Source organism: Moraxella porci DSM 25326 (assembly GCF_002014855.1).
Classification (GTDB): Bacteria; Pseudomonadota; Gammaproteobacteria; order Pseudomonadales; family Moraxellaceae; genus Moraxella; species Moraxella porci.
The window spans coordinates 64033-82555 of record NZ_MUYV01000005.1 but is presented as its reverse complement, the minus strand read 5'-3'; the positions used below and the strand labels follow the sequence as shown (position 1 = coordinate 82555).

Genomic DNA, 18523 nt, shown 5'->3' with positions numbered 1-18523 from the left:
TCCAAAACCCAAAAAGCACTGTCAGCCGATGGTGCTTTTTGGGTTTTTGGCTGTTGATGGCATAAGTTCGTGCATTGATTGGTTCTGACACCTTATCGAAAATCATTAAAATTTCCAACGATAAATCACATCCACCATGTTCTCGGTGGCACTGGTCGCCTCGATATAGACACGGCGAGTCAGCTGATAGCGCATCGATAGGCTAGATTCGGCATTGAACACGCCCACACCATAGCGGATGTACAGATCTGGTGTGATGTAGCCAGTGACATTGACATTGGTATCATCCGAATTACCCGATGCATCGATGGTGAGACTTTGTAAGCCGAGCGCTTGACCGATTTGATTGGTGATCTCGCGCGTGCCTGACAAGCCAAGGCTAAGACCTGCTGCCGCCAAGTGGTTGGTCACTTGTGAGCGGAAACCTTGCTCGGTGATGCCTGTGTCGCTGGCTTCACTGATGCGCCCTGTGATCAGCGCATTCATCGCCTGCTGCTCGCCCAAGCCAGCATCATTAAATACCGTGATGTCAGGATCTGCCGCCGTACCACGGATGCGCACACCGACCGTTTGGCCTTCGATTTGTTTTTCGCCTTCGATCGATAGGCGCGGATTGGTCAGATCGCCATTAAAGCGAATCTGAGCATAATTCAAATCAAGATTTTGGCCGATGACATCGATCTTGGTGCGTTCAGAGACCTGCACCACACCGAGCGCCTGCATCACGCCTTGGCCTGACTGTGTCAGATGCAGCGCTCCCGCCAGTGGCACGCGCGCGCCAAAGCCACGGAATTCAATATTTCTGCCCAGATCCACGCCAATGTTGGCATTGATACTCCAAGGTTCTACCTGCGCTAAGATCTGATCTATATTGCCCGTAATACGACGATCCAGCACCGTCACATCAGGCGACTCAGCTACAATGTCTGCCGTCGCCTCAGGTGGGCGGATGGTCGCTGTTGGCACACTGACCACGCCTTGAATATTGACATATTTTTGGGTGGGTCGGACGGTGATTTGTAGGTCTGGGCTGATTTGTGCTGCCACCAATGGTGGCTGGTTGACGGCCAAATTTTCACCCGATACCGTCAAGCGCGCCTGTAATTCATTCGCCCAATCCATACTTCCCATCAGCAGACCCTCACCTGTGCCAGCCTTAAAGCTGCCATCCAAGGTGGCATTGGTGCCACGGATATTCATCTGCGCGGTGATCTCTGATAACGGCAGCGGCACACCAACGACGGCAAGCGCGCCATCGGTCAGATCGGCATTGCCATAGAATAATGGCTTTGATAAAGTGCCGCCCAAGCCACCTGCCAGATTCACACGCCCTGTCAGCGTTTGGATATTCGGGAAAAACGGTCTGATGACTGCCAAATTCAGATCATTCATCACCAAAGCGCCTGAGATCGGCTTATTTTGACCATATGGATCGATGATGACATCGGCATAACCACGCCCTGCCGAACCCAAGACATCTGTGCGAATCTTTAAGCCCTCATCGACGCTCTTAGCGATCACTGAGGCGCGTTGATACGGCATCTCGACATAGCCTGTGTCATCTTGGGTAAGCCCGATGCTGCCATCATCTGAGTACAGCACTGCATCGACGGTCGGCTTAGCGCCTTGACGCCATGATGCCAGCACGCGGCCGTTAAGCATTGATTGCCATTGGATGTCACTTGGCAATGCCGCTGAGAACACCTGCGTATCGAGATTTTGGATAACCAAATTCACATGGCCTGAGGTCGGCGTGTAGCTGAGCGGATCTTTTAGGCACAGCACGCCGACACCATCATTTTGGATGTGTGCTGTCTGCCAGCAGTGTGCTGCCACTTGAATGCTACCATCATTTAGCCCATAGCTAAATTCACTCGGCTGACGCTGCGCCATCTCGCCATAGCGACTTTGGATAAAGCTGTCGGACAATACGCCAGTATAGCGCATCGTATTGCGATCCAGCGATCCTACCACATGTGCCGCTGCTTCGATATCGCCACTTTTGGTGGCCACAGTCAGCGTGTGTGCGCTTTCTGTACCACTAAAATCAACGCGTGCAGACTTAATCACCCTGCCCATGGCGATGATGTCATTGCCTTGGATCAGCAGCTGACTGTCGCTATTACCCAGATTGACGATTTTGCCAAGCACTTGGGCATTTTGGATCACCAAGTTTGGCATGCGAAGCGCATTGACTGATGCATCGACATACAAGGTCGGCAAGGCGTTATCGTCATTGATCAAGATCACGCCGCCTTGGATCGCGCCTGCTGCTTTTGGCACAATCTGCCCCAGATCGCTGACATTGATGCTGGTGGTCAGCCGTGATTGATCACCATTCATCGCCAATAGATTGTCACCGATCTGGATATTAAGATCATTGGCATCAAGCACATGGATAATGTTTTGGGCTTGGCGCGCATTGGCATCAATACGACCGCGCAGATCCAAGAGCTCATCGGTGGTGGTGGGTCGTCGGCTGCTGCGTCTGATCTGATCGATATAAGCACCCAAATCCTTAGGCAACGACAGCTTGGCATACAGGTTGCCACTGGCTTTAAGTGGCTGATTGTTATACATCCCAGTCACATCCAGATCGCGGATGTTAAGCTCTTGAATATCATCTTGCCAAGTGCCTGTAATGCCGATGCGCCCATTTAGATGCGTATTGAGGCTGCGCACAAAAGCCCCGAGATTCAAAGCATTCATCTGCGCATCCAGCTGCCACGCCACACCGCGGCTGATATCCACCCAGCCTGAGGCATCCAGACCGCCAGCGCCGCCTTGATGTGTTAAGCGGTGGATTACATAGCGCGACCCCGAGCCTGCCAAGTCAATCGACACATTGCCATCAGGCAGGCGCTCATTACGGATACCGCCATCGAATTTCAGCGCAAGCTCACTGATATTACCAGCGATGTATTTGCCTTGGCTTGCCACATCGCCTGTGATGACGGCGATGAGATTGTTATTATTCACAAATTTCGCGGTATCCACCTCATCGAGGCGACCTGTGACATCCCAGCCGATGCCGTCATTGAGCTTAAGCTTGCCTGCCAGCGATACCTTGCCTGACTCACTGATCAAGCTTGCTCGATTGATATTCAGCGCATTTAGATCCCCTGATACATCGATTCCGATGGTCGATTGGCGCAGCTGTGGCAATAGGCTTTGATCGACATCGCCATCAAATTCGGCGGTCAAATGCTCGATCTCACCATTTCTAAGGCGCACCACACCAGCACCGCGGCCGATCAGATGCACCTTAGCACCATCAAGCATGCGCGCATCCAGATCACTGTCTATGATCTCAACATCATGCACGCTTGCGCCCTGATCATCACGCATCCGACCTGTGGCGATGATACGACCTGTGATGGTCTCAAATGGCGTCTTGTTGGGCGTATCAAAATAAGCATTGGCACGCAGTGGGTCAGCACGCAGATCCATCTGCCACCGCAAGGGCTGTGTCAAGGTCGCAAAATCCAACCGCCCCGTACCTGTCAGCTGCCCGATCACCCCTTGATAATAAAAATCGGTCAAATGCAGCCGCTCGCCCTTTTCGATGTTCGCCTCGATGGCATAGCGTCCACTAGGTGCAGCATTAAGCCGTATGATGTCAGCATCGGCGGTGATGAAAGTGCGCCCCTCTTCTAGGCGAATATTAGCGCTGCCTTGGCGGCTGTTGATCTCGCCGATCTGAGGGATGCCATGACGGATGAGATTTGCCCAAGTGGCATCGATTCGCCATGGCGCATCATCGATCTGTTGGTTCTGGGCGAGTGTGGCTTGGATGCGCTCACCATCTTTTTGATTCAGATCAAATTCAAAGCGCGTATCGCCATTACTACGATCAAGCAATGCATAACGCACGCCCAATGATCCTGTGAGCGTCTGCGGCAGATAAGCCTGATAATCGCGATACTCAACAGGCATCACCTCGCGAATCTTAAAGCCATCGCCTGAGATGGTCGCATCCAGCTCAAATTCATCCGACCAGCGCATATCGCCTGTCGCGATCAGCGTGCCGCTTGGTGTGTTGGCTTTTAAATATGGAATCTGCATGCCGCCATCATTGATGATGCCGCGGCCTTGGTAATGACCGCTCGGGATATCTTTGGCGCTAAGATCGGTATTAATACGCAGCTCAATGTTCGAAACCACACCATCAGCGGTAATGCTGCCATTGCTCAAAATGATGCGTTGCTCTTCGGCATAAGGCAACAACACCTCATCAAAATCCAGTCGCGCACTAAACGGTGAGTTTTTATCCAAACCTTGGGCGATAAAGCTGCCTGTGACATCATGCTGATTATAGCGACTACTCACTGTGCCGACGGTACGCTTGAGACTGCCACCTGCTTTTACGGCCAAAGTATCAAAATACACGCCATCAAGCGCCGATACATGCACATCAGCATCCATCTTAAGTGGGTAGTGATCAGACAGCGTGATGGTGCCAGTGGCTCGGCTGACATCGACGACATCACCGTAGCTGAGCGCGCTGTCTTTGATCTCAACTTCAGAGCCTGACCATTTGGCATATGGCATGTGGATGCTATGCAACATCACAGGCTCGCTGCCTGCTTGATCATAGATGATCTCATTGGCGCGTGCATTTTGTAGCACTAAAGTCACAGGCAGGCTGATGGTAGCATAATCAAATGGCTCGCCTGTAGAGGGTTTTTTGTTGGTGATTTTAACTTTATCAATGTCAGGATTGACCAGATGCACTTGGCGCGCGAACAATGCTCGCCAGCCCAGCTGCACATAGGCGCGGTTGACGGTGACGGTAATGTCCTCGCCTTGTGCGATTTTGACATCAGAAACCCAGACGCCGCGGCGGATTGAGCCTTCGGTATATTTTAGCTCAGTGCCAGTCTCCAGCGCGATTTTTTCGATTAAAAATTTTGAGCCTGTCTCACTACTTGTGACAGCGAACAGTGCCACCAGCAGCAAAATGGTCGCAACGATGGCTGTGATCAGCAGACGAATCAGATAGATCATCCAGCGCGGTCGCTTCGGCGTTGGGTTGGTGGGCTGATTGGGTGGCTTGACAGGCGATTGATTAGGCGAAAAAGACCCAGTCGCATCCCCAGCACGCTTCGATGCTGTCGATGGGTGTGGCTGTGAATTATCCTGATGGGTCATAGATCGCCTGTTGTCATCGTTTTTTTAAATATGCCATTTAATCACAAATGGGAAAAATTATCAATTAATTTGCGGTCAATTTTCGCCAAATATTGGCTTATCTTAACTGATAACTCTTTTCATCAATTTTGATTCATCATTGAATATATCATCCAATAACTGCTGATGCCGCGCCTTAAGATGCAGATCAGATACGCAGGCTTTTGTCATACCTTTAAAATGGCGCTCCAATAAAAAAGTGCAGCTTGATGGGATTGTCAGGCTCGTTCACGCCCGTCGCCACATCGACTCGCACCTGCCCGACAGGTGACGCCCAGCGCACACCGACGCCAGCACCGATTTTGGTTTCGTTGGTGAAATTTTTGTCGTAGGCATTCCCAACATCACCAAACACCGCCAAGCGCAGTCCGTTCATAAATTCATAATTATACTCAGCACTGCCCAAGGCCAACACCTGACCGCCAGTCAAATACCCTTTATCCGACACTGGAGATAAGCTGTTATAATTATAGCCACGGATACTCTGATCACCTCCAGCAAAGAAGCGCAGACGATACGGCACATTCTCAAAATTATCCGACCAAATGTAGCCGCCTTGCAGACTGCCAATCAGCTGATGCGCGCGATCTTTGCCATATGCATTATCACCAAAGCTGTACACGCCGCTCACGCCAGCACGCGCGATGACCATATTAGCATCTGAAATCACGCTGTCAGTCCCCGCCTCGATCGAGTATTGCTGACGATAGCCGCGCATCGGATTGACCTGATTGTCACTGACCGTCTTATGCAGCGCAAAACCTGCCAAAAGCGCCTCTTGGCTGGGTTTGCCATCCATGAAGTTCACTGGCAAATCTTGCCAAGTCTCTGGGACTGCTTGGGTTTCTAGTTCATCAAGTCGATAGCGCAGTGAATAAGTGCGATTCCAGCCATTATCGACGACGATGTTACGGCTTAGGCTTTGTTCAAGTGTGCGCGTCGTCAAATCAAAGCCATTGGTGGATTGGGCGATCACCTCTTCTTCATAGCCAAGACTTGCGCGCAGTTTGTCGTTTAAAGGATGGCTCAGCGGGCGTGTGGCATACAGCTTAGCGCCTTTTTGATTCTGGGCAGCGCGCAGCTCGATCCCTGCTTGATAGCCATCGCGATTCACCAGATTATGCTCAAATTTGGCAATGGCGCGCGCACCTGTATCCGATCCCCAGCCCACACCGATCTGACCATCGCGCGGCTTATCACTGGCAACGAAAATGTACAATGGGACTTTTTTGGTCTGATACACTTCATTGGGTGTTTTGCGACCCGCCAGCTCAGGGCGCTCCACGCCCTCTGGCATATTAAAAGGGTCAGCGTCTGATTCATCTGGCAGGATCGCCCGTGCGACGCTTGAGATGGCATCACTGATGCGGCCTAAGATAGAGCGGTTTTGTTCGCTGCTGTTATCGATCGCCAAGACGCGATCATCTGGCATGTCGTACAGTCGGCGCGCTTTGGCAGCGACCAGATCCAGCTTGTCTTGGATGAGACTGGACGCGCTAAACTCGATCGGCGCCACATCGACCATCGTGCCATCATCAAGTGTCAGGGTCTCAATCACAGGCTCAAGTGATGCTTCATTCATCGGCGCTGTGCTGCCTGATGACTGCTCAAAGCTGACTTGAGCATTGTCAAGCTGACCGCGTTCAGGAAAGACCGCTTCGGTATTGACCATATTAAAGTAGCCTGTGGCAAGCAGATCATTGGACAGTGCGCGCACCGATTGGCGGTTGTAGGCATCACCCATCTTAAAGCTGAGCAGCTGTTCAAGCAGCTTGGGTTTGACAGGCAGTTTATCTGGATCTGTGGTAAGCTGACCTGTGTCATGATCGATGGTAAAAAACACCACCTCATCAAAATCATACTGCTCACCTGTGTCATAAATCAAGCTGACATCGGCGATATTATCAGGCAAAATCACATCAGCTGAATGATCCAACCAGCGACCATCCAAATAGCCTTGTTCTAAGCCGACATCTTCGATGAGATATTTACTGCTCTCATAGTTGCCATGATGAAATACATCACCTGGCTGCAATGCCACTGACGACACCGCGCTCTGAAAGGCAGCATCACCACTGCCTGCACCGCGCACCTCGACAGCCTGCTGCTCGACTTTGACTGGCTGACCCAGATCGTGAATGATCACATCCACCTCGCCGACACTGGTGCGCACAATGGCAAGATCCACCTCATAATAGCCCACAGCGCGCGCGGCTGTCAGCGCTGTTTGCTTAAGGCGCGCCACCGAAGTGGACAGATCCATCACCGACTCTTGGGTGACATCTTCGATCGCTGCTTTGATGTTGGCATAAGGTTCGATTTTTTGGGTGGCGGATTTTAATTTGGCAGGCTCACCGCCCTCTACCGCTTGATAAAAATTGGCTTTTAGGCGCGGTACTTTACTGACACCATCATTAAACAGCCGATCATACAGACGCTGTATCACGCCTGGAGACTCAGGCTCGATGCTTGGGGCGATCGCCACTTCGGTGGGCGCTGTCGATCCTTGATAATCTGGAATATGCTCGCGCGGATCGATGCCTGTGGTGCTCGAGTTTTGGGTGGTTGGGTTTTGGGTAGTCGGGGTTTGGGTAAGCAGCTCATCGGTCGCCACAGGCGTGCTGTCTTTTAGCTGCGTCAAGTCAAGGCCAATCGGCTGCACTGGCTCGTTGATGCGCGCGATCGGCATCTGCTCGGTGGACATGGCGATGTTTGAGCTGACAGGCAGTGCTTGGTTTTTGGCGGCATTCAATCTATCTTGGATTTGTTCAGGCGTTAGTAATGTAGGCGCGGTCGGTTTTTGGCCAAGTGCAGTACCATTGGCGGGCGCATCGATATTTTGGGGAATTTGCGCCACTGGTGCGACAGATGTCATCGTCACTGCATCTTGAGCCATCGCCTGAGAGGCCATCAGCGGCAAATAAAATACCAACGACACAGGGACAAATATCCGATTTGTCATCAAAACCGACTTTGGCATACAAAAAACCCAAGATAAAAACTAAAATTTCTGTTATTATAGCAGAGTTTATGAGTGATGAAAGACCAATTTGCACTCACCGCCCCTTGTTTAGATGCAGTTTTTATTATGGCAAGCCAGCTTAACTTATTTCGCCGATCCGCATTTTCCTCCATGTTTTTTACCCAATTTTTTGGGGCGTTTAATGACAATGTCTTTAAACAGGCATTGATCTTGGTGCTGACCTATTCAGCCGCCGTCAAGCTGGGTATGGAAGTCAGCTTATTAAATAATCTGGCAGCGATGCTATTTATTTTGCCGTATTTTTTATTTTCGGCGCTGGCAGGACAGATCGCCGATAAATACGAAAAATCTTTACTCACTCGACGCATCAAGCTGCTTGAGATCATCATCATGACGGTGGCAGCCATCGGCTTTATCTTTGAGATTTACAGCTTATTATTCATCTGCTTATTTATGATGGGTGCGCAGTCAACTTTTTTTGGCCCCATCAAATACGCCTATCTGCCTGAGGCCATGCACCGCGATGAATTGGTGGCAGCCAATGGCTTATTTCAGACCAGTACCAGTCTTGCCATCTTGACAGGTATGATGCTAGCTGGTGTACTCACCCAGCTGTATTTGTCCGAATATTGGCTGGCTGCGGTGACGATTTTTGTGGCGATTTTGGGCTATTTGGCAGCGCGCCAAATTCCAAAAACCACCGTGCGCGCCGCTGATCTTGACATCGATTGGAATATCGTGCGTACCAGCTATGGCATCATCAAATATCTGTACAGCTTGCCTTTGTTATTTTTCATCATTTTGGCCAACAGCTGGTTTTGGTTTTATGGCGCGACTTTTTTGACGCAGACCCCTGAGGTTAGCAAGGTTTTGTTGCATGGTGATGAATCGGTGGTGATTTTTTTATTGACCTTATTTTCGGTGGGCATCGCCATCGGTTCACTGCTGTGTAAAACACTCACCAAAAACCAAGTCAGCTTTAGGCTGCTGCCTTTTGGCTTGGCAGGCTTGACGCTCTTTGCCGCTTTGTTGTATTTTTCATTAAATCAACTGTCGCTGCCAGCACCAGTTGAGCCTTATGGCATCTTTGAGTTGATCGCACATCGTGATACTTGGCCTGTGTTTGCCGAGCTGTTTTTATTGGGTTTTAGCGGCGGCGTGTATATCGTACCGCTTTATACCGCGATGCAAGCCTACGCGCCGATCGCGCATCGCTCGCGCATTGTCGGCGCTAATAACATTTTTAATGCGCTATTTATGGTGGTCTCAGCGATTTTTGCCATCGTGGTCTTGGCGATGATGACCCTGCCTGAGCTATTTGCCATCACAGCCGTGGTCAATGTCGTGGTGGGTGCGTTTTTATATATTAAACTTACAAAATACGATCGCAGCTTGCCCATCAATACCGATGACACACCGATGTTATCATAAGTTGCAATCAGCAACACTGGCGCAATATTTTATGCAAATTTTTGTAAATCTTTACCCTGTAGCAGTATGAAATCTGCTATGATTTGATAAATTTATCAAGCCATCGCCCAAGCTTTTAGCAGTGCATTAGGCGCACAACGGCGATGCATGATTTTATTGGTTTAATTAAAAAACGGATGGTTTTATGAAAACAGTATCACTTGTCGCAATCGTTGGCGCTTTGATGAGCAGCGCTGCCATCGCAAACACAGCCACTTTGCCGACCGCATCGATCAGTACTGCCTCAAGTGCAGCCGCTCAAGCAGCCCTTCAAGCGCCTGCCATGCGCGGTGAAATCACTGAGGTCATCATTCCTCAGCCAGGCATCGCAAATCTACTACAGACCTCAGTGCAAGGCTTACCGACCCCAAACATTTCAGTCACTGAGATTAAGAACATCAGCACTGTGACCATCCCTGCCAATACTTCAGGCACCAAGGTACTTGATGTGACTTTGATTGATGAATTCATCAACGATGTCTCGCCAAATGTACGCAACTATCCACCCAATTTCCCAAGTCGTACGGCTGAGTACATCACCACCGAAAACATCAAACACCTATCAGACTGGATCGAGCCACATGCTGCTGCGCCAGATGCCTCATTTGATGTGGTGCTACGCGCCGCCAAATTAAACGGCATGGCTCGCAACCTAAATCTGGGCACTACCTACACCCTGCGCGCTGGCACGCACATGCAAAAAGCACTACAGCTGCGCGCTGATGACATGGAAGCTAATTATCTGTTTGGGATGATGCTGTCTGAAACGGGTGCCTTTAAAGAGGGTCGTAAGTATCTGGACAAAGCCATCAGCATAGGCAGCATCGATGCTGAGCAAAGCATCGCCCAAGCTGATTTGCTGGGTGATAATCGCAGTGCAGCCCTAAAGCGCCTGCGTGATTTGGCAGCTAAGCATCCTGACAATGCCCAGTTGACCGAACAGATTAACATCGTCGAAAATGGCGGCTATTATATCTGGAATCTAAAAGCCGATGACATTGATGTGAAACCCATCAAATAATAAACCAACCCAAAGCATCCGCGCATCTTGATTGTGCGGATGCTTTTTATTATGATAAACAAATTAGTCAACGACCGAATTTGTCAAATCTCATTCATAGCCATCGAGTCTGATTGGGCTATGAAAGCATACAAACCGCGCCCACAGACAGACATAACATCATCTTATGAAACCTTTTACAGCCCTATCACAGCCGCTTCGTGGCTTGATGGCGATCACAGCTTTGATCGCCTTGAGCGCCTGTAGCACACTGACACCACCCAAGCAAACACCAGCCAAGTTGCTCGAGCAGTCGCGTAGTAGCATCGTCACCACCTCTGCAGTCAGTGCTGCCACGCGCTCGATTTTGGTCTCATCAGGTCATACCCAAGAAAGCTGCATGGCAGATTTTGAGGACTGTATCCAAGCCATCGATGCCACTTTTTTGGTTGAGACGCCCAGCCGCCTAAAGCTTGCGGTCTTAAGCGAGCTGTATTATACCCGCGCACAGACGCTCATCGCCCAAGACGCCTGCCGACTTGAGCTGGATCGTCCGCCGATCGATCCGTATTATGCCAATGCGCCACTGAGCGATGAAGCCATGCGCGCGCAGAGCGAGGCCAAGCAAATGTGCGCAGCCCAGTACCGTGAGGCGCTGTATCAGACGATCAAATTAAGCTATGCTTATTTATTTTATCACGGTCTGGGCGGTGCAGAAGCACCCTCGCCGATCGCCCAAGATGCCGATGTGCGCACGCTGGATTTGTATCATTTGGCGATCAATGATCTGGTGACACAGATTTATCGCGCTGATCGAGGTATTTTTGCCGATGCCAAGATCGATGATGTGCCAAATTCAAAAACCACAACCAATCACAATCAATTACCGATCAGCACCATTTATAGCCAAGATCAAAACCAAAAGCACACCATTCACTTATCTGTGGCCGCCGATGATTATTTGCAAAAAATTTTGGCTGACTCTGATGATCATCGAGCGCTGTTTTCTGATCTGATTTCAGCTTATGATTCAAGATTGGTGAACTTGGATGTCAATGCGCGGCGCTCAGGCCTTGGGGTGAGTTTTATCGGCGCCATTCATGACCGTCATACCGTCAGCGCTCGCAAGATGAATATCGAACCCAACAAACCACTGGATGATCGCATCCATCCAGCAGGTCATGTACAGCTGACTGCAATGGTGCAGCCTCGAGGCGATGATCTAAAACAAGTACTGGCTGCCGACGAGTTTGATGCTTACTTTTTTAATCCCTCAAAACAAGCCAGCATCACGATGTACGGCACAGATCATCCTTTGACAGCCAATTTTTCTGCTGGCTATGCGCTGTGGCTGAGTGAAAATCAGCTGCAACAGATCTCACTGATGAACATGATCTCGCGTCAAGATGCCATGGCGCTGCCCGAGCTTTTTATGCTCAAGCCTTATCAACCCGATCAACAAGTCATCATTATGCTGCATGGTTTGGCATCAAGTCCAGCCACTTGGGTGAACCTCACCAACACGCTGCTATCTGATCCTAAGCTTAATGACAATTATCAAGTCTGGCAGATCGCCTACTCAACGAACCTGCCAATCCTTGAAAATCGCTATCAAATCCATCAGCTGATTCGCCAAGCTTTCCAAGCCGTCGATCCCACAGGTAAAGATCGCGCCAGTCGCAATGCTGTGATCATCGGCCACAGCATGGGCGGTGTGATCTCACGCATGCTGGTGTCTGATACCGATTTGACTGCGGCACTGGCCAGACTTGATGACAAAAAACAGTATCAGCTGATCAACCGCCTCCCATCAGATCAACGCCAAGCCATCAACGATCGTCTGATGCTATCGGCCTTGCCACAGGTCGATGAGGCCGTGTTCATCTCTGCGCCGCATCGTGGTACCGATTATGCCGATCGCTGGTTCACTCGAGCAGCGCGGCGTGTCATTCGCCTGCCGGTAGAACTCACCAAGTCCATTACTGGAGCTTTGAGCGGTGAAGGTAGCGCCCAAAGCTTTTTGGGATCGCTGTATCTTCAAAATGGCGCAAGCCAGCTGTCGGATCGATCTTCCTTTGTGGCATTGACCGAGGATGTACAAATCAGCCCATCGGTGCGCTATCACACCATCGTCGGCAATCATCGCGGTGATCAAGACAGTGTCGATACTGTCGGTGCTGCCATCTCAGATGGTGTCGTGCCTTATGACAGCTCGCACCTAGAAGGCGCTGCCTCAGAAACCATCATCACAGGCAGACATAACATTCACGAAAATCCAAAGACCATCGTACAGCTGCGCAAAATTCTGCATCAGCATCTGTTACATTGATCCACAAAACCAAAAAGCCCAAAGCGTCAGTGCTTTGGGCTTAATCGTGATGATCAGTTAAGATTTTAATACTGCAAAAATCTCGTCACGCACGGTGTCAATGGCCTTGGTGCCATCAAAATCATGATATTCTGGTGCATTCTCACCTGATTGAGCGACTTGTTGATAATGATCGATCAGCGCTGCCGTCTGTGCATGATACACAGACAAGCGATCGCGTACGACTTCTTCTTTATCATCATCACGCTGTACCAGAGGCTCGCCTGTCACATCATCAATGCCTTCGACTTTTGGCGGATTGTACACCACATGATAAGTGCGACCTGAGGCAAGATGCGCGCGGCGACCTGACATGCGGCTGACGATCTCATCATCAGGTACGCTGATCTCGATGACATAGTCAATATCCACGCCTGCTGCTGACAGCGCTTCAGCCTGCGCGATGGTGCGTGGAAAACCATCAAAGATGCAACCATTGGCACAGTCTGGCTGACTGATGCGATCTTTGACCAGATTGATGATCAGATCATCAGACACCAACTGACCTGCATCCATGACACTTTTGGCCAATTTACCAAGTTCTGTGCCTTCTTTGATCGCAGCTCTGAGCATATCGCCAGTTGAGATTTGTGGAATGCCAAATTCTTTTGAAATCAGCTGAGCCTGAGTGCCTTTGCCTGCACCTGGTGGGCCCAATAGGATGATGCGCATCATGATAAACTCTCCAAATCAAAATCTGCCAATGACAGTAAAATACGGTAAGTAAACTTACCCAACAAAAACACACCCACTATAAAACACATTGGCTAATTGTTCAAGTGCTTTTATTGGCTTTTATCATAAAATCCGATGAAATCACAAGTTAATGTGACAATTTAAGGAAATCCATCTCCAAATCTCATCAAAATCGGCAAAATTCGATTACTTTTTAATAAATCATGACCCATCAGTCAATGTATGCATTGTGAGCGGATTATGGATGCCATGCTAATAGCCAAAAAAAGACTTGGTCTAAGCCAAGTCTTTGATGCGATACATCCCATCAATTTGAGCCATCAAACCCAAATCAATGCCTTAAGGGATGATCTGTGAGATCGTTAAGCTGATCTGATTTTGTTTATCCAGCACCACAGGGTTGGCGGCCAGATCTCCAGATTCAGCGATGGCATTGCCTGAATGACTGATGCGCGCATTCACCACCAGTGTCGTGCCAGCATCACGGCCTGATGACAGCGTGCGGCCAGGCATCATCGCATCAGCATCACTGAGACGCACGACGACACCATTAGCAGTCAGTTCACTTGCTGCCATACGCTTGACAGCATAAGGCGCACCACCGGCTTGATCGGTCACAGAGACAAATAAAATGTCATCAGGACGCATCTGCGCGGCTAGATTGGGTGCCATATGCACCGTGATGGCCACACCTTGGGCAGCGGCAGCTTCTTGGGCGGTGATGTTATCCATCAATTTATCCAGACTTGCCAAAGCCTCGCTGCGATCACCTGAATGCGATGCGATGTTTGAGCGCAGTCTGGCGATCCACGCCTTGGCTTCTGGGTAATTGCCAGCGCGTGATTCGCCCATCGCCATCATCATCATCGCACCCTCATGCTTGGGCGACTTGGCCAAAATATCACCCAAAATCTCACGCGACTGCGCATCCATGCGACCTTCATTGACAAAGAAACTGGTCTGCGCATAAGTCAAGGCGATCTCTTGGTTATCAGGACTTAGTCGATTGGCACGAGACAAAGCCTCGAGTGCTTGTGGATGCGCCTCGAGCATCATAAACAGCTCTGACAGACGCATCCAGCGATCGGCATCATAGGCATGATGATGCACATTGGTCTGCATGGCACTGATCAATGCCATCGAATCTTTGGTCGCCCACTCAGGCGGTGCATCGATTTTGCCAGTCAAAAGATCGTCAGCGACCTGACCGACACTGTCTTGGGCTTGCCACAGCGCATAAACAGGCGTGCGGTCGGCAGTGGTCAGATAAGCGATCGCCGCCAAAATCGGGATCCAGATCAGCACGATGGCACGACCTTTGGCACCCACAGGGGCATGCGCTTCTGCCACAGTTTGCGCCTCAAGCAGCTGGCGTTTTAGCTCGGTGATTTGTGCTTGGTATTGAGCTTCAGACAGATTGCCCGCCGCTCGATCCGCCTCAAGCTCGCCAATGCGCTCACCAAAGACCTGCACATTGACCACCATCAGCTGATTGTCCGTGACTGGCCGCGAACGCATCCATGGCAAAATCACCACTATCGACAGCAGCACTGTCAGTACAGCACATAACGAAAAAAATAAAATCAAACTTGGTGTCATTTGGCTGCCTTATGCTTTATCTGAATCTTGAGGGGTGGATTTTGTCGAGTGATTCAGCCGATCTTGATGCTGCGACAAAATCTTGGCCAGTTTCTCTTCTTCACTGGCAGACAGTGGCGCAGCTGTATCACTGACGGTCGCCGCACGGCCTTTTTTGGCTTTATACAACCAACCTAAAATCAACAGCACCAACAGTACAGGCGGAAAAAACCACAAAATCCAAGTCGAGGGTCGCACAGGCGGCTTATAGCTGATAAAGTCGCCATATCGTTCAAACATATAATTTCGGATCTCGGTATCCGTGCGGCCATCTTTGACCATCTCATAGGTTTTTTGTTTTAAGTCTTGCGCGATGGGTGCGTCAGAAGCTGCCAGATTTTGGTTTTGGCATTTTGGACATCTAAGCTCTTCGATCAAACCACGATACTGCGCTTCTTGTTGAGGTGAATCAAATTCATACAGCTCAATATTGGTCGCCAAAGCAGCCGTTGTAACGCACAAACCCAGCATCATAGCCATGATGGATGTTTTCATCTGTTTCCCCTATTGACATGCAGCCAGCTTAGCATCACGGTCGAGCGCTGCATCAGCCACCGTGGTCATACACGACTCGATCTGAGCCCAATTCATCTCACCCACCTCGCCGACGATGTGCTGATACACCACGCCATCAGCGCCAACCACATAACTTTCGGGCGCACCCATCAAACCCAGATCAAGCGCATATTCACCCGACAGATCTTGAATAGAAAACATAAAAGGATCTTGATATTCATTCAAATAAGCCAATGCATCAGGCAGCTCGTCTTTATAATTAACGCCCACCATCGGTACACCCTTGGCATGTAGCTGCATCAAAAAAGGATGCTCGACATAACAAGTAGGACACCATGAACCCCAGACATTTAATAAAAATGGGCTGTTTGGCAGATCTGCTTTGGTCATTTGGCGTGCGGTATCAGACAAAAGCGGTAAGCTAAATTCAGGCAAAGGCTGCCCGACGACGCGACTGGTATTGACCTCGGTGGGCTTGCCCAATTGGCGAAACAGCATCACCACAAGCACCACAAAAACCAATAAAGGAATGATAAAAACCCAAAGGCGTTTATTTCGAGTCATCACAATGCTCCTGTATCATTTCGTCTGATGGATTTGACTTTTGAGAGGCGATAACGCTTATCGATGATCGCAATGAATGCACCCAAGGCCATGATGATCGCGCCCAACCAAATCCAGCGCACCATCGGCTTGACATAGACTCGCACCGCCCAAGTGTTGATGTCGGTTTGGCCATTGTCAGCGGTGATCGGCTCGCCCAAAGCCACATACATTTCATTTAATAAGCTGGTGTGAATACCAACTTCAGTCATCGGCATCATGCTGACGACATAGTTGCGCTTTTGGGGATACAGCGTGCTGATCAATCGATCGTTTTGTTTGACGGTGATGGTGGCCTGAGTGGCATCGTAGTTTGATCCTTTGATGGTCTCAAATTCTTGCAAATAAAAATCATAGCCTTGGACATGCACACTATCACCGACAGTCATCGCCACATCTTTTTCGATGCTCATGCTGCTCACGCCAGCCACACCCATCACACAGACGATGACACCAATGTGCGCAATCTGCATACCCCAATAGCTTGGTGTCAATTTGCCAAGACCTGACAATAGACCGCCTTTATGGTGCTTTAGTTTATCTTTGATGTCAGCAATGATGAACGCAAGCACCCACAACGATAAGATGCCTGAGACATACACACTATAGTCAAAGCGAGGAAATTCCGCCAGCTGCGGCACCATGTATGCCAACACCGAACCTAACACAAAGGCACTGAGCGCACACGCTAAGACAGTCGCAAGCAGCGGACGGCTGTCATATTTAAAGCGCAAGATCGAACCTATGCCCATAAAGCCCAAAAGCAGCCAAGTCAATGGCACAAACAAGGCATTAAAATACGGAGGGCCAACAGAAACTTGACCAAGCTTAAAGAAGTCAGCGATGATCGGATACAGTGTTCCTAGCAGCACCACCAGTGTGGCGACAAGCAGGATTAGATTATTAATAACCAAAACGGTTTCGCGTGATTTGAGCTTATAGCTACTCTCCACCGTCAGCTTCCAGCCGCGCAGCGCAAACATCAACAAACCAAAGCCGATGATCGCCGCCAAAATCGCCAGCACCGCAAGGCCTCGCGTCGGATCAGCGGCGAATGAATGCACCGAGGTGATCACACCTGAGCGTACCAAAAAAGTCCCAAGTAGGCTCAGCGCAAACGAAAAAATCGCCAACATAATCGTCCATGCCTTAAAAACGCCGCGTTTTTCGGTGACAGCCAGTGAATGCACCAATGCTGTGGCAGCAAGCCAAGGCATTAATGAGGCATTCTCAACAGGGTCCCAGAACCACCAGCCGCCCCAGCCCAGTTCATAGTATGCCCACCACGAACCCAGCGCGATGCCCAAGGTCAAAAATGCCCACGCCGTCAGCGCCCATGGACGACTCCAGCGCGTCCAAGTCGCGTCCAATCGACCTGCCCATAATGCCGCCATACAAAACGCGAACGGCACTGCCAAGCCCACATAGCCCATATACAGCATCGGCGGATGGAAAATCAATCCTGGATCTTGGAGCATCGGATTTAGATCCGCGCCATCGACGGGCAGATTCGGCAGCACGCGATCAAATGGTGATGAGGTAAAAATCAGCATCGCCAGCATCATGGTCTGCACTGCACCCAGTACAGACAGTACACGCGCGCGCATATCGAGCGGCAGCCCACGACTGAACACCGACACCAACATGCACCAAGTGGCCAAGATGGTCATCCAAAGCAGCAACGAACCTTCATGACCACCCCAAGTGGCAGACAGCTTGTAGTACCACGGCATCAGGCTATTAGAATGCTTGGCGACATACACCAGACTAAAATCATTATACAAAAAGCCTGCAATGAGCGCGCCAAAAGACGCCGCCATCGCCAAAAACTGCGCCATCGCCAGACTTGGAGCCAGCCGCTGCCACTGTCCTTGTCGCTTTATCACCCCAACGGCGGGCAAAATCGCCTGCAATATCGCAAGCACAAAGGCCAGTAATAGCGCAAAATATCCAAGTTCTGTTATTAGCATAGTATGATACTCATTTGCTGTACATTGATTGGCATAACGCTCGATCAATGCCATCAACTCAGTGACTGATCAAGCAAAGCATGCGGCTG

General features: G+C 50.0%; 10 protein-coding genes. 3 read left to right on the top strand and 7 right to left on the bottom strand.

Going from position 1 to position 18523, the window contains the following annotated elements:
• Positions 1–105: 105 nt before the first annotated feature.
• Complete coding sequence (locus tag B0681_RS04575; RefSeq protein ID WP_078317574.1) at positions 106–5151, bottom strand: translocation/assembly module TamB domain-containing protein; 5046 nt, start codon at positions 5149–5151, stop codon at positions 106–108.
• Between the two features lie 214 nt (positions 5152–5365).
• Positions 5366–8170 carry an autotransporter assembly complex protein TamA gene (locus B0681_RS04570; protein ID WP_078317573.1) on the bottom strand — a complete coding sequence of 935 codons (2805 nt, stop codon included), beginning with the start codon at positions 8168–8170 and terminating at the stop codon, positions 5366–5368.
• A 108-nt stretch (positions 8171–8278) separates the two neighbouring features.
• Between B0681_RS04570 and B0681_RS04565 the strand changes: the two genes are divergently transcribed.
• From B0681_RS04565 to B0681_RS04555, 3 genes are all read left to right on the top strand, one after another.
• Positions 8279–9604 carry an MFS transporter gene (locus B0681_RS04565; RefSeq protein WP_078317735.1) on the top strand — a complete coding sequence of 442 codons (1326 nt, stop codon included), beginning with the start codon at positions 8279–8281 and terminating at the stop codon, positions 9602–9604.
• A gap of 184 nt (positions 9605–9788) precedes the next feature.
• Positions 9789–10664 carry a tetratricopeptide repeat protein gene (locus B0681_RS04560; protein ID WP_228143860.1) on the top strand — a complete coding sequence of 292 codons (876 nt, stop codon included), beginning with the start codon at positions 9789–9791 and terminating at the stop codon, positions 10662–10664.
• Positions 10665–10830: 166 nt separating this feature from the next.
• Positions 10831–12972: an esterase/lipase family protein gene (locus tag B0681_RS04555; protein ID WP_078317572.1), complete on the top strand. Its 2142-nt coding sequence runs from the start codon at positions 10831–10833 to the stop codon at positions 12970–12972.
• A gap of 57 nt (positions 12973–13029) precedes the next feature.
• On the opposite strand, the gene adk is transcribed toward B0681_RS04555, so the two are convergent.
• The 5 genes from adk to B0681_RS04530 form a co-directional block, all read right to left on the bottom strand.
• Complete coding sequence (gene adk, locus B0681_RS04550; RefSeq protein ID WP_169835681.1) at positions 13030–13683, bottom strand: adenylate kinase; 654 nt, start codon at positions 13681–13683, stop codon at positions 13030–13032.
• 363 nt (positions 13684–14046) lie between these two features.
• The gene (gene ccmI / locus B0681_RS04545) at positions 14047–15306 is read right to left on the bottom strand and encodes a c-type cytochrome biogenesis protein CcmI (protein WP_078317570.1); all 1260 of its coding nucleotides are present in this window, start codon (positions 15304–15306) and stop codon (positions 14047–14049) included.
• A gap of 9 nt (positions 15307–15315) precedes the next feature.
• Complete coding sequence (locus B0681_RS04540) at positions 15316–15840, bottom strand: cytochrome c-type biogenesis protein (protein WP_078317569.1); 525 nt, start codon at positions 15838–15840, stop codon at positions 15316–15318.
• 9 nt (positions 15841–15849) lie between these two features.
• Positions 15850–16425, bottom strand: coding sequence for a DsbE family thiol:disulfide interchange protein (locus tag B0681_RS04535; RefSeq protein ID WP_078317568.1), 576 nt, complete (start codon positions 16423–16425; stop codon positions 15850–15852).
• Entirely contained in the window at positions 16425–18434 is a 2010-nt protein-coding gene (locus B0681_RS04530) for a heme lyase CcmF/NrfE family subunit (protein ID WP_078317733.1), read from the bottom strand. Before B0681_RS04530 ends, B0681_RS04535 begins: the two co-directional genes overlap by 1 nt.
• Between the last annotated feature and the right edge of the window lie 89 nt (positions 18435–18523).